The following is a 12,136-nucleotide window of genomic DNA, read 5'->3' as shown; positions in this document are numbered from 1 at the left end:
CCGCCGGGCGGAAGGGACAGGTTTCAATCGGAGGTCACTTGATCAGGGGCAGCAGCGTTTCGGCAGTGATGCGCATCTGGTCGGTGTAGAATTTTTCCGTGAGCAGGCTGGAACCGTGGTCCTGGATGAATTTCAGCTGCTCGGGCGAGATGTCGACCGGATTGCGCTCGACCATGTCCGGATAGGGCGCGGCCGGCGTGCGGTCGACGGGCGCGACGAACTCGTTGGTCAGCGCGCCGTCATAGCCGATTTCCTTCAGCGTACGTACGATCTTCGGCCAGTCGATCTGGCCGAGGCCGGCGGCGAAGCGGTTATTGTCGGCGACATGGAAGTCGAACAGGCGCTTTCCGACCTGACGGATCGCGTCGTAGACGTTAAATTCCTCCATGTGGATGTGGTAGGCATCGAGGCAGACGCCACATTCGGGGCTTACCGCGTCGGCGAGCGCCAGGGCCTGGGCGCCGCGGTTGAAGAGATAGGTCTCGAAGCGGTTGAGCGGCTCGACGGCGATCCTGACGCCGACCTTCTTGGCATGCGTGAAGCATTCGCGCGTGGCGTCGACCACCCAGCCCCATTCCTCCGCCTCGGTGCCGTCCGGCACGACCTTGCCGACGGTCGCGGGCACCAGCGTGATGATTTCGCCGTCGAGCTCGCTCACCATGGTGAGCACGTCCTTGACATATTGGACGGAGCGTTCGCGCTGGCCCTGGTCCCTGGCGGCGAGGTTGCGCTCGCCCAGCATCAGCGTCACCGAACCCCAGCAGCGGATGCCGTGCTCCTTGAGCAGCGCACGCGTCTCCTTGGTCTTGTACTGCTCTGGCTCGCCGGAAATCTCGATCGATTCGTAGCCGAACTTCTTGATGCGCTTAAGCGTCACCTCCAGCGGCTCCGCCCGCATCCAATTGTGCGTCGAAAGATGCATGGTCTATCCTTCCCAGAATTCGCCTGTCACATTTTACCCCGCGACGCCTCCGGTAGAGGCGGCCGGACGACTCCTCCCCAAGGCGTTGCCAGCATTTTCCTCGAAACTGGTTCGACCAATTGGGCCTGCCATGACCTCTACAGCAAATTTTCATGCGCGGCAAGAAGTGGGCATGGGAAGCTCCCCACGTTAGGCAATTCCATGATTTAACGACGCAATTTCGTTCTTTTGGTTGCCGGCAGGACCCCTCCTCCAGCTTTTCAAGCGCTTGACCGAACTGCGGGATTTGGTAATACCAGAATGACATGGCGTTTGGATCCCGGTAGGACTGACCAAACAGGCTGGCCCTCGCTCCAATCGGCGCTATGCTTGGTTCGCGAAAACAATGAGGGAGGATGCCGATGCCGACGACGATGAAGGGGCCCGGCCTGTTTCTGGCGCAGTTCGCGGGCGACGCCGCGCCGTTCAATTCACTGGCTTCGATCACCAAATGGGCGGCCGGCCTCGGCTACAAGGGCGTGCAGATCCCGACCTGGGACGGTCGCCTGTTCGACCTTGAGAAGGCGGCGTCGTCGAAAGCCTATTGCGACGAGGTGAAAGGCATCTGCGCCGACGCCGGCGTCGAGATCACCGAACTGTCGACGCATCTGCAGGGGCAATTGGTGGCGGTGCATCCCGCGTATGACGCGCAGATGGATGGCTTCGCGCCGCCAACGGTGCACAACAATCCCAAGGCGCGTCAGAAATGGGCCGTCGAACAGATGAAGTTCGGCGCCAAGGCATCGCGCAATCTCGGGCTCAACGCCTCGGTGTCGTTCACCGGCTCGCTGGCTTTCCCTTACCTCTATCCCTTCCCGCAGCGGCCGGCCGGGCTGATCGAGGAAGCCTTCGGCGAACTCGGCAAACGCTGGAAGCCGATCCTCGATGTCTATGAGGACAATGGCGTCGATGTCGGTTACGAGATCCACCCTTCAGAGGACGTGTTCGACGGCGCGACCTTCGAGATGTTTTTGGACGCGGTCGGCGGGCACAAGCGCTGCAACATCAACTACGATCCTTCGCACTTCCTGCTGCAGCAGCTCGACTATCTCGAGTTCATCGACATCTACCACGAGCGGATCAAGGCCTTCCACGTCAAGGATGCCGAGTTCAACCCAACGGGACGGCAAGGCGTCTATTCCGGCTACCAGGGCTGGGTGAACCGGGCTGGCCGCTTCCGCTCGCTGGGCGACGGGCAGGTCGATTTCGGCGGCATCTTCTCCAAGCTCGCCCAGTACAACTACGATTCCTGGGCGGTGCTGGAGTGGGAATGCTGCCTGAAACATCCCGAGGACGGGGCGGCCGAGGGCGCCCCCTTCATCCAGCATCACATCATCCGGGTAACCGAGAAGGCCTTCGACGATTTCGCCGCCGGCACGACCGACAAAAAGCTGCTGCGTGCGATGATGGGGATTTGACCCGGGAACTTCCGTGGGAATGTTCGGCCGCGGGGCCGGATGGGGTTGAATTCCAAGTCGCGGCGGACCTTTATATCCCGCCCCGACGCCGCGCGTCGGCCCTCTCCGCAAGGGGGGAGGGTGAGGAGCCAAAGAGGAGAGGACGAAGAATGGTCGGCGCATCGAAGTCGGAAGCGGGAGGCGGCCCGATCCGCTACGGCATGGTTGGGGGCGGGCAGGGCGCCTTCATCGGCGCGGTGCATCGCATCGCCGCGCGCATGGACAATGATTTCGTGCTGGTCGCCGGCGCGCTGTCGTCGGACCCGGCGCGGGCCAAGGCTTCCGCCGCCGAACTCGGGCTCGATCCGCAGCGCAGCTACAGCTCCTATGCCGAGATGGCCAAGGCCGAGGCCAAGCGTCCCGACGGCATCGAGGCGGTGGCGATCGTCACGCCCAACAATGTGCACGTGCCGGCTGCGAAAGCCTTCCTGGAGGCCGGAATCCACGTCATCTGCGACAAGCCGCTGGCGACCTCACTGGCGGAGGCCAAGAAGCTTGCCGCGCTCGTCGAGAAGACCGGCAAGGTGTTCGTTCTGACGCATAATTACACCGCCTATCCAATGATCAGGCAGGCGCGCGAGATGGTGGCCAAGGGACAGCTCGGCGACATCCGCATCGTGCAGTCGGAATATCCGCAGGACTGGCTGACCGAAGACCTCGCCGCCACCGGCCAGAAGCAGGCCTCATGGCGCTCCGACCCCAAGCAGGCAGGCGCCGGCGGCGCGCTGGGCGACATCGGCACGCATGCCTATAATCTTGCCCGCTTCGTGTCTGGGCTGGAGCTGGACTCGCTCTCAGCTGATCTCGACGCCTTCGTGCCGGGCCGCCAGCTCGACGACAATGTCAATGTCATGCTGCGCTTCAAGCCGGTCGGCAACAAGCATCCGGCCAAGGGCATGATCTGGGCAAGCCAGGTGGCGCCTGGCCATGAGAACGGGCTGAAGCTGCGCATCTATGGCTCCAAGGGCGGACTGGAATGGGTGCAGGCCGACCCGAACTATCTTTGGTACACGCCGTTCGGCCAGCCGAAGCAGCTTTTGACGCGCGCCGGCGCCGGCGCGATGCCGGTGGCCGCGCGCGTCAGCCGCGTACCGTCCGGCCATCCAGAAGGCTATCTCGAAGGTTTCGCCAACATCTACCAGGAGGCCGCCCGCGCCATCCGGGCGGCGCGCCGAAAGGGCGGCAAGCCGGCCAAGGACGTGGTTTTCCCGACGATCGCTGACGGCGTCGAAGGCATGGCCTTCATCGAGGCCTGCGTGAAGTCGTCGAAGAAGAATGGGGCGTGGACGAAATTGTAGGCGGCGGCGCCTCCTCACCCGGATTCCCAGCCGAAATGCGAAGGCAATTCGGGGCAATCCGACCTTTCCCCGAGGGGAGAGGAGGCGCCGGTGCCGACGACAATCTCTTCTCCCCACCGGGGAGAAGGTGGCCGCGAAGCGGCCGGATGAGGGGGAGTGTGGCCCGCCAACGCAAGCGGCTGGCCGCAAGTTGGGGAGGGGTGTCGATGAAAATCGGCATGTGCATGTTCTTGTGGACCACCAGCGTCTCGAAGAAGCACGAGGCGTTGCTGAAGGACATCAAGGCGACCGGTTTCGACGGCGTCGAGATACCGGTCTTCGCGGGCGCGCCTGACGACTACAAGAAGTTGGGCGAGATGCTCGACCGCATCGGGCTGGAGCGTACCGCGGTCTCGGCCATGGGCGATCCGGCGATGAACCTGATCTCGCCGGATGCGGCGACCCGCAAGGCCGGCATCGACTACATGAAATGGGCGATCGATTGCAGCGCCGCGCTCGGTGCCGACAGGCTGAGCGGGCCGCTGCATTCGACGCTTGGCACTTTTTCCGGCAGCGGGCCGACGGCTGCCGAGAAGAAGCGCTCGGTGGCCTCACAGCGCGCCATCGGCGACCATGCCGGCAAGAAAGGCGTGACCATCGGGCTCGAAGCGCTCAACCGCTTCGAATGCTATCTCGTCAACACCATGGCCGACCTGTCGGAACATATCGACGCGATCGACCGGCCGCACATCAAGGCGATGTACGACACGTTCCACGCCAACATCGAGGAGGCCGACCCGATCGGCGCCTATACGAAGCATCGCCGCAATGTCGTGCATATCCACATTTCGGAGAACGACCGCGGCGTGCCGGGGCGCGGCAACATTCCGTGGAAGGAGACTTTCTCCGCCATTCGCCGGACTGGCTATGACGACTGGCTGACCATCGAGTCGTTTGGCCGCTCGCTGAAGGATCTGGCGGCGGCGACCAAGGTGTGGCGCGATTTCGCGGAGAGCCCGCAGGCGGTTTATCGCGAGGGGTATAGACATATCAAGGAGGGGTGGAAGAAGGCGGCTTAGGGTGCACCGTCCGACGGGCGCCGCGATCCTTCGCGCCCCCCTCTGTCCTGCCGGACATCTCCCCCACTTGGGGGGAGATTGGCAGCTTCGGCGCTCCGCCCAATTCTGCGACGTAGGATATTGGCGAAAGCCGCGGTGACGGCTAATCTCCCCCCTTGTGGGGGAGATGCCCGGTAGGGCAGAGGGGGGCGCTGTCCCGCCGACCCTTCGCTTGATTCCGTGGCGACGAGCTACCCCCGCTCCGCCTGCAGCCTGTTGTAATCATGCAGCGTGCGGCTCAGTCTTCGGCGCAGGAAGTTCGAGATGTTGTCGAAGATGAAGACGACGAGCAGCGTCAAAAGCACCATGTAGAAGACGTTGGCCCAGTTCGAATTGGTGCGCATCGCTTCCCACAACTTCAGCCCGATGCCGCCGGCGCCGACGGCGCCGATGATGGTCGCGCCGCGGGTGTTCGATTCCCACTGGTAGAGCGTCTGGCTGATGAAGACCGGCACCACTTCCGGCAGCACGCCGTAGCGCTGCACCAAAATGCCGTTGGCGCCGGTCGACAGCACGCCTTCGCGCGGCTTGTCGTCGATGTTCTCCAGCGCCTCGGAATAGGTTTTGCCCAATGTGCCGATCTCGGTGAAGAAGATCGCCGCGCTGCCGGCCAGCGGGCCGGGGCCGAAGGCGCGGGTGAAGAACAGCGCCCAGATCAGCATGTCGACCGAGCGCATGAAATCGAAGAAGCGTTTCAGCACCTGGCTGAGCAGACCGCTCGGCGTGATGTTGCGGGCGGCGAAGAAGGCCAGCGGGAAGGCGACGATGCCGCCGAGCAGCGTGCCGAGGAACGCCATGACGATGGTCTGCAGCAGCTTCGTCCAGACGTCGCCATGCTGCCACTGCGCATTGTTCCAGATGTTGTCGGCGGCCAGGGCGAGGTTCGACGTGCCGGGCTGGAGCTCTGGCCCGGAGAGGATCAGCGAGATGACCTCGCTGGCCGGTTTGCCGAAGAAAGGCGAGCGTGTGTCGAAGACGAAATTCGCCCAGCCGAGGAAGCGCTTGCGCACCTTGACGCGGTCGACGGTGACGCGCACCTCGCCGACAAAGCCCATCCTGGCGACGATCTCGTCGTCGTGGACGGTCACCCAGTCGGGTACCGGACCCGTGACCACCGGCTTGCCGCCGGTCAGCGATATCGGCACGGTCACGCCGTTGGCCGTGATCGTCGCCCGGGTCTTGTCGAAGGTGACGGATTTGGCATCGCCGTCGATCCGGACCGTGTAGGTGCCGTCGGGGTTCTTGACCACCCAGTCCGGGTTGGGGTTCTCGCCAAGCGCCGAGAAGCGCGGATATTTCGGCGTGATCTCGGGCTGGTCGAGGCGGAACTCCGGCTGCAGATCGTAGCTGATCCATTGCGACAGGAAGAGCGGCAGGCGCTCCCAGTGCGACTCGCGCAGCACTTGCGGCAGGCTGAAGAACCACAAGGCGTAGGCGAGATAGAGCACCGTGCCCGCGATCAGCAGCAGCGGCCAGAAGCGCTTGTAAGCCGGCCGCTGGAAAATCTGCGGATGGCGTTCCTCGATTGCGGCGATTTCGTCCACCGTCATTGCCATGGGTCACCTTTAAGGTTGACCATGATCTTGTCCGAAAACCAGTCTCCACTTTCCGCTAACGCGGTCCTTCGGTTCGGGATCATGGTCTAGGCGCTCATCAGGAAAGCCTGCTCGCCGACGAGCTTGCGGCGCAGCCAGGCGGAGAACTGGTCGACGAGGAAGATGGTGACGAAGAGCAGCAGCACCAGCGCCAGCGTCTTGGCGCCGAAGCCGCGCGAGATGGCAAGCTTCAGCTCCTCGCCGATGCCGCCGCCGCCGACCGCGCCCATGATGGTCGAGATGCGCACGTTGATCTCGATGCGGAGCAGTGTGTAGGACATGAAATTGGGCAGCACCTGCGGCAGGTCGGCGAAGCGCACGCGCTCGAACCAGTTGGCGCCGACGGCGCGCAGGCCTTCCTCCGGGCGCATGTCGATGTTCTCGTTGATCTCGTAGAACAGCTTGCCCAGCGCGCCGATCGAATGCAGGCCGATGGCGATGATGGCGGCGACCGGGCCGATCGAGACGATGGCCGCGAACAGGCCGGCAATGACGATCTCGGGGAAGGCGCGCAGCAGTTCCATGAAACGCTTGACGACGAGCCGCAAGATCGGGCTCGGCGTCAGGTTGCGCGCGGCGATGAAGGAGAAGGGAACGGCGAAGACGAAGCCGATGAAGGTCGAGACCAGCGCCACGTTCACCGTGGTCAGCATCAACTCGAAATATTCGGGGATGTAGAAGCCGCCCCAGATATAGACGCGGCCGAGCGGGAAGTTGAACTCCTGCGTGCCCTTGTCGTTGGGCGAAGCGATGTCGAACAGCGCCCGCCAGACGTCGTTCCAGTCCTTCGGAACCAGCCAGCTCAGGAAATCGAGGATGTGCGGCAGCCGGTCGAAGAAGTGGCCGGCATTGGCCTCGTCGGCGAACCACATGGTCGCGCCCATGGCGACAAGCAGCAGGCAGACGCCAAGCGCGGTGTAGAAGCGGCGCAGCGACGTCTGGCGCCGCCAGGCATCGGCCTGCTGGCGGGTCGCGTCGGAATGGATCGTTGTCGAAAGGGTCATGATTGTGAATGCAAAAAGGGCGGCGTTTTGCAGCGCCGCCCTTTTCCTGATGCCTTTAACCGCCGATAGCGGCTTTGCGGGCTTCAATGATGACGTTGTAGAAGTCCGGCTTCACCGGGACGTAGCCGGTGAAGTCGCCACCCTCGACTCCTTCGAAGCAGGCCTTGTCCTTGGCCGGCAGGGCGGTGAAGAAAGCGGCCAGCTTGGCGGTCATATCGTCGCCGAGCGCGGTGCGCACGACCAGCGGGCCATTCGGGATCAGGCCCGAGCGCCACACTTCGACGAAGTCGTTCGGGTCGACGGCGCCCTTGGCGACTTCCTTGTGGAAGGTGCCGGAGGTGTAGCCGTTCTTGAAGTCGCCGATGCCGGAAGAATCGTCCACCGCCACGTCGACCTTGCCGTCGCGGACGGCCAGGATGTTGTTCTCATGGCCGCCGTTGAACTGGGTCGAGGCGAAGTAGGTTTCGTTGGAAGCGCCGGTGTCCTTCGGAATCTGGGTCAGCGGGATCAGATAGCCCGAGGTCGAGTCCGGATCGGCGTAGCCGAGCTTCTTGCCCTTGGCCGACTTGATGTCGGTGATGCCGGAGGACTTCAGCGCCAGGCCGATCGAATAATAGCCGGTCGAGCCGTCGGTCTGCTTGGTGGTGAGGATCGGGGTGACGGCCTTCGGGTCCTTGAGGTAGACGCTGGCATAGCCTGACGCGCCGAGCTCGGCGAAGTCGAGCGTGCCGCCGAGCAGGCCCTGGATGACACCGTCATAGTCGGCGGCCGGGAACAGCGACACCTTCTCGAAGCCGAATTCGGCCTTCAGATGATCGGCGAGGCACTGGTAGTTGCGCAGACGGTCGGTCTCGTTCTCGCCGCCGAGGATGCCGACGCGGAATTCCTTGATGTCGGCGGCGTACGCGGCGCTTGCCGCCATGGCGAGCAGCGAAACCGCCCCAAAAACCATCTTCCTGAACATTTTGATCTCTCTCCTGTTGTTCCGGCTGCGCGCCGGCGGCGTTCTGATTTTTCAAGTCTTGCCGTTGACGCTGGCGGGCGATCCGGGTTGCTCGGCTGAAATCCGCGATTTGCCCGGACCGCTGGGCCGGGCGGCGGAGTCAGTAGCCAGGAAAGGCTGGTTCGAGCGGTCCGGCGGATGCGGTGATCTTCGGCTTGACGGTCACGCTGGTCGACGTGATCGCCTCGGAGATCTCGGCGCCGCTGGCGTCGGCGCCGTAGACGGTGCGCACGGCGTCGCGGTCGAGGTCCTCCGGGGCGCCGTCGAAGACGACCTTGCCGGCGGCCATGCCGATGATGCGGTTGCAATAGGCGCGCGCGGTGTCCAGCGTGTGCAGATTGGTCACCACGGTGATGCCTTCGCGCAGATTGATGTCGCGCAGCGAGTCCATCACCACCTTGGCGTTGAGTGGGTCGAGCGAGGCGATCGGCTCGTCGGCCAGAAGCACTTTCGGCTGCTGCATCATGGCGCGGGCGATCGCCACCCGCTGCTGCTGGCCGCCGGACAGCGTGCCGGCCGGCTGCAGCGCGGTGCGGGCGATATCGAGGCGCTCCAGCGCGGCCACCGCCTCGGCGCATTCGGTTCGCGTGAACAGGCCGAGCAGGTTGGAAAGCGTGGAGCGATGGTTGAGGCGGCCGAGCAGGACGTTGGTCAAGACGTCGAGGCGCGGCACAAGGTTGAACTGCTGGAAAATCATCGCGCAGTCGCGCTGCCAGCGGCGCAGCGGCGAGCCCTGCAGGCTGGAGACCTCGGCGCCGTCAAAAAATATCGACCCCTGGCTGGGATCGATGAGGCGATTGATCATGCGCAACAGGGTCGACTTGCCGGCGCCCGAACGGCCGATGATGCCGACCATCTGTCCGCGCGGAATCGAGATGTTGATGTCGCTGACAGCGGTGTTCTTGCCAAATCGTCGGGTTACGCCGCGGATTTCCAGCGTGGCCGATGATGCTGACATACCAAAACTCCAGTCCGTCGCGGTTTTGCAGGTCTGTTAACCTTCGCTAGCGCAGGCGGATGAAGCTGAGGTGTCGGATTGATGTCAGTTTTGTTACGAGTCACAGGCTTGGGATTCAACCAAGCACCAGCAATTCCTCGAAATGCTTCATGTCCTTGAAGCTGCAGAAGGCCGGAGCCTTCAGCTCGATCACCGGAGCCTCGCGCTCGAGGAACGACAAGCAGTCGTCGAACAGGTCCTGCCAGGCAGTTGCCCGCTCGTCGGCGAGGCGGCGGATCTGATAGGCGAAGGTGATGTGGAAGACGTAAGCGTCGTGGTCCGGATGGCGGTAGCCGAACGGGACGGATAGGGCATCGCGCCAGGCTTTCAGCACCCGGCGGTCTTCCGCGGTGGCGCCGGCGACGGTGAGGCCGGTCGGCACGACTTCGACAATCCGGACCTTGAAGGGGCCATGCCCCTCGAAGCCTTGAAGGCGATCGAGATAGAGGCGGGTCATGTCATCGATGCCGGCATCTAGCCGCACGTCCGCGGGCCAGTAGGGGAGGCGGCGGCGATATTCGATGATGCCCTGGAAGAGCGTCATATGGAGGCTGGAGATCGGCGTGAAAGCGAGCCGATCAGCATCCGGCATGGCGAGCATGCGCTCGCGCACCTCGACAATTGCTGCTTGCGAAGGCGAGCCATCGATCAGATGGCAGACGACGGTGTTGCCCGGCTCGGGGAGGAAGTTGCCCGACGCGTCGTAACGGGTACCGAGATGCGCGGGCGCGGTCGGATTGGAGGCTTCAAAAAATCCGGCGAGCGAGGGTCTGACAGTGGCGAGCATGGCGATCTCCTGGGGAGATTGCGTCTTGTCCGAGTCCTGTGTCAGGGGTGTGAAACAGTATCGGACAGTTGTTAAAGGCAGGGGTTTGCCAAAGGCTCGCGATCGACCTCCAAGAGCTTGTCCATTTCGGCAGTGATCTGCATGCGGTCGGCCGACCTTATTGAGTTGTAGAGCTGCATGCCGTCGCCTTCCGCCTGGCACGAGGCGCTACCGCGCTTTGCGGCTATCGCGCGGACTCGACGCTGCTGGTCTTCCAGAGCCGATGCCGTGGTGTCTGAGTTCCTCACGATAAAAGCCTTTATGCGGTCAATTTGGGACTGAAGAAAAACAAGGAAGTCCCTGTCTTGCTCGGGGGAGCAGGCTTCTCCGATCGCTTCGACCTCGGTGTAAATCATCCAGGCGCATAGGACAGCGCCGCGAGGGTCGCTTTTCGGCTGTTCGGCAAGAGCGTGTCGAGGCAGAAAAGTCGCAACCCCAAACAGACAAAGGCCAACCCATCGTTTCAGCACCCCGACCCCCCACAGCTTTTAAGCGCGGCAAGAATGCAGGCGATAGTAGGCTAAATGCGGAGGCCACGCCATTGCTGGCGGCTACGCAAGTGAGAGCCGGCGCCAATCACTAACCACCATACTTCTCCAGGAAAGCCTCTGCCGACAGCTCGCGAAAATCGTCGAGCGCGGCGCGCAGCCTTGCATGGTCCCAGTCCCACCAGGCAAGCGCCTGGTAGCGTTCGGCGGTGCGGCGGTCGAAGCGCTCGCGGATCGGCTTCGCCGGCACGCCGCCGACGATGGTGTAGGGCGCGACATCCTTCGTCACCACCGCGCCCGCGCCGACCGCCGCACCGTCGCCGACGGTCACGCCGGGCAGCACGGTCGAGCCATGGCCGAGCCATGTGTCGTGGCCGATGGTGACGCGCTTGGCGCGCCGCTGGGCGAAGAATTCGCTCTCGTGCTCGGCATCGTCCCAATAGTCGGAGGCGCGGTAGGTGAAGTGGTGCAGCGTCGGCCGCCAGGTCGGGTGATTGGTGGCGTTGAGGCGCACGCTGGCCGCGATGTTGGAGAACTTGCCGATGGTGGCGCACCAGACGGCGCAGTCCTGCATCATGTAGGAATAGTCGCCGAGCTCGCATTCGGCGACGCGGCTGCGCTCGGCGATCTCGGTCCAGCGCCCGAGCGTCGAATTCTCGACCTGCGCCGTCGGGTGGATCAGCGGCGCCTCCGAAAGCTTCTTCATGCGGCGATCTTTCCGGCGGCGAAGGCTGTGACATCGATGACGCGGTCGGCGACGGCCTCACGCACATCGAGGTCGTGGAAGATGCCGAGCAGCGCAACGCCCGCGGACTTCTTGGCGGCAATGAGCTCGACCACAACATCGCGGTTGCGGGCGTCGAGCGAGGCGGTCGGCTCGTCGAGCAAAAGGATCGGATGCTCGGTGATGAAGCCGCGCGCAATGTTGACGCGCTGCTGCTCGCCGCCCGAGAAGGTCGCCGGCGGCAGCGCCCAGAGCTTTTCGGGCAGGTTGAGCTGCGCGAGCAGGGAGCGAGCCTTCGCCCGCGCGGTCTCGCGATCCTCGCCGCGCTCGACCAGCGGCTCGGCGACGACATCGAGCGCGGAGACGCGCGGCACGGTGCGCAGGAACTGGCTGACATAGCCGATGGTATGGCGGCGCACGGAAAGCACTGTGCGCGGGCTGGCGGAGGCGAGGTCGATCAACCCGCCGCCGTGCTGGACGATAATCTGGCCTTCATCGACGGCGTAGTTGCCGTAGAGCATCTTCAGGATCGAGCTTTTTCCGGCACCCGATGGACCGCCGAGCACCGCGCATTCGCCGGCGCGGATCGAGAAGGAGACACCCGTCACCACCGGCAGCGTGACGCCGTCGCGCAGATGCATGGTGAAGCTTTTGGCGACATCGGAAACGACGAGAGGCGTAGCCAT

12 protein-coding genes are annotated in these 12,136 nt (G+C 63.8%); 3 read left to right on the top strand and 9 right to left on the bottom strand.

Annotation, left to right across the window (positions count from 1 at the left end):
* Nucleotides 1-34 precede the first annotated feature (34 nt).
* On the bottom strand, nt 35-922 hold the full coding sequence (locus MJ8_RS28040) for a sugar phosphate isomerase/epimerase family protein (protein WP_201411839.1): 888 nt from the start codon (nt 920-922) through the stop codon (nt 35-37).
* A 401-nt stretch (nt 923-1,323) separates the two neighbouring features.
* On the opposite strand from MJ8_RS28040, the gene MJ8_RS28035 reads away from it, so the two are divergent.
* From MJ8_RS28035 to MJ8_RS28025, 3 genes are all read left to right on the top strand, one after another.
* Complete coding sequence (locus MJ8_RS28035) at nt 1,324-2,379, top strand: sugar phosphate isomerase/epimerase family protein (RefSeq protein WP_201411838.1); 1,056 nt, start codon at nt 1,324-1,326, stop codon at nt 2,377-2,379.
* A 149-nt stretch (nt 2,380-2,528) separates the two neighbouring features.
* Nucleotides 2,529-3,716, top strand: a complete 1,188-nt coding sequence (locus MJ8_RS28030; protein WP_201411837.1) for a Gfo/Idh/MocA family protein — start codon at nt 2,529-2,531, stop codon at nt 3,714-3,716.
* A gap of 206 nt (nt 3,717-3,922) precedes the next feature.
* A complete protein-coding gene (locus MJ8_RS28025; RefSeq protein WP_201411836.1) occupies nt 3,923-4,774 on the top strand; it encodes a sugar phosphate isomerase/epimerase family protein in 852 nt (283 codons plus the stop codon).
* A 230-nt stretch (nt 4,775-5,004) separates the two neighbouring features.
* Here MJ8_RS28025 and phnE (MJ8_RS28020) read toward each other — a convergent pair whose 3' ends face one another.
* From phnE (MJ8_RS28020) to phnL, 8 genes are all read right to left on the bottom strand, one after another.
* Nucleotides 5,005-6,369: a phosphonate ABC transporter, permease protein PhnE gene (gene phnE, locus MJ8_RS28020; protein ID WP_201411835.1), complete on the bottom strand. Its 1,365-nt coding sequence runs from the start codon at nt 6,367-6,369 to the stop codon at nt 5,005-5,007.
* An 86-nt stretch (nt 6,370-6,455) separates the two neighbouring features.
* Nucleotides 6,456-7,412 (bottom strand): phosphonate ABC transporter, permease protein PhnE, encoded by a 957-nt coding sequence (gene phnE, locus MJ8_RS28015; RefSeq protein WP_201411834.1) that lies wholly within the window; start codon nt 7,410-7,412, stop codon nt 6,456-6,458.
* A gap of 55 nt (nt 7,413-7,467) precedes the next feature.
* Nucleotides 7,468-8,376 (bottom strand): phosphonate ABC transporter substrate-binding protein, encoded by a 909-nt coding sequence (phnD, locus tag MJ8_RS28010; protein ID WP_201411833.1) that lies wholly within the window; start codon nt 8,374-8,376, stop codon nt 7,468-7,470.
* Between the two features lie 139 nt (nt 8,377-8,515).
* The gene (gene phnC / locus MJ8_RS28005) at nt 8,516-9,373 is read right to left on the bottom strand and encodes a phosphonate ABC transporter ATP-binding protein (RefSeq protein WP_201411832.1); all 858 of its coding nucleotides are present in this window, start codon (nt 9,371-9,373) and stop codon (nt 8,516-8,518) included.
* A 115-nt stretch (nt 9,374-9,488) separates the two neighbouring features.
* Nucleotides 9,489-10,199, bottom strand: coding sequence for a DUF1868 domain-containing protein (locus MJ8_RS28000; protein ID WP_201411831.1), 711 nt, complete (start codon nt 10,197-10,199; stop codon nt 9,489-9,491).
* 71 nt (nt 10,200-10,270) lie between these two features.
* Entirely contained in the window at nt 10,271-10,594 is a 324-nt protein-coding gene (locus MJ8_RS27995) for a hypothetical protein (RefSeq protein ID WP_201411830.1), read from the bottom strand.
* A 223-nt stretch (nt 10,595-10,817) separates the two neighbouring features.
* Nucleotides 10,818-11,432: a DapH/DapD/GlmU-related protein gene (locus MJ8_RS27990; protein WP_201411829.1), complete on the bottom strand. Its 615-nt coding sequence runs from the start codon at nt 11,430-11,432 to the stop codon at nt 10,818-10,820.
* Nucleotides 11,429-12,136 carry a phosphonate C-P lyase system protein PhnL gene (gene phnL, locus MJ8_RS27985; protein WP_201415609.1) on the bottom strand — a complete coding sequence of 236 codons (708 nt, stop codon included), beginning with the start codon at nt 12,134-12,136 and terminating at the stop codon, nt 11,429-11,431. Before phnL ends, MJ8_RS27990 begins: the two co-directional genes overlap by 4 nt.

The organism is Mesorhizobium sp. J8 (assembly GCF_016591715.1).
GTDB lineage: Bacteria > Pseudomonadota > Alphaproteobacteria > Rhizobiales > Rhizobiaceae > Mesorhizobium.
Note: the sequence above shows the minus strand (reverse complement) of the source record. Positions and strands in the feature narration are given on the sequence as shown.

Bases quoted from the DNA above. Each gene is read 5' to 3' on its own strand.
- MJ8_RS28040 (WP_201411839.1), bottom strand. From the start codon at position 922: ATGCATCTTTCGACGCACAATTGGATGCGGGCGGAGCCGCTGGAGGTG.
- MJ8_RS28035 (WP_201411838.1), top strand. From the start codon at position 1,324: ATGCCGACGACGATGAAGGGGCCCGGCCTGTTTCTGGCGCAGTTCGCG.
- MJ8_RS28030 (WP_201411837.1), top strand. From the start codon at position 2,529: ATGGTCGGCGCATCGAAGTCGGAAGCGGGAGGCGGCCCGATCCGCTAC.
- MJ8_RS28025 (WP_201411836.1), top strand. From the start codon at position 3,923: ATGAAAATCGGCATGTGCATGTTCTTGTGGACCACCAGCGTCTCGAAG.
- phnE (WP_201411835.1), bottom strand. From the start codon at position 6,369: ATGGCAATGACGGTGGACGAAATCGCCGCAATCGAGGAACGCCATCCG.
- phnE (WP_201411834.1), bottom strand. From the start codon at position 7,412: ATGACCCTTTCGACAACGATCCATTCCGACGCGACCCGCCAGCAGGCC.
- phnD (WP_201411833.1), bottom strand. From the start codon at position 8,376: ATGTTCAGGAAGATGGTTTTTGGGGCGGTTTCGCTGCTCGCCATGGCG.
- phnC (WP_201411832.1), bottom strand. From the start codon at position 9,373: ATGTCAGCATCATCGGCCACGCTGGAAATCCGCGGCGTAACCCGACGA.
- MJ8_RS28000 (WP_201411831.1), bottom strand. From the start codon at position 10,199: ATGCTCGCCACTGTCAGACCCTCGCTCGCCGGATTTTTTGAAGCCTCC.
- MJ8_RS27995 (WP_201411830.1), bottom strand. From the start codon at position 10,594: ATGATTTACACCGAGGTCGAAGCGATCGGAGAAGCCTGCTCCCCCGAG.
- MJ8_RS27990 (WP_201411829.1), bottom strand. From the start codon at position 11,432: ATGAAGAAGCTTTCGGAGGCGCCGCTGATCCACCCGACGGCGCAGGTC.
- phnL (WP_201415609.1), bottom strand. From the start codon at position 12,136: ATGGCTACGCCTCTCGTCGTTTCCGATGTCGCCAAAAGCTTCACCATG.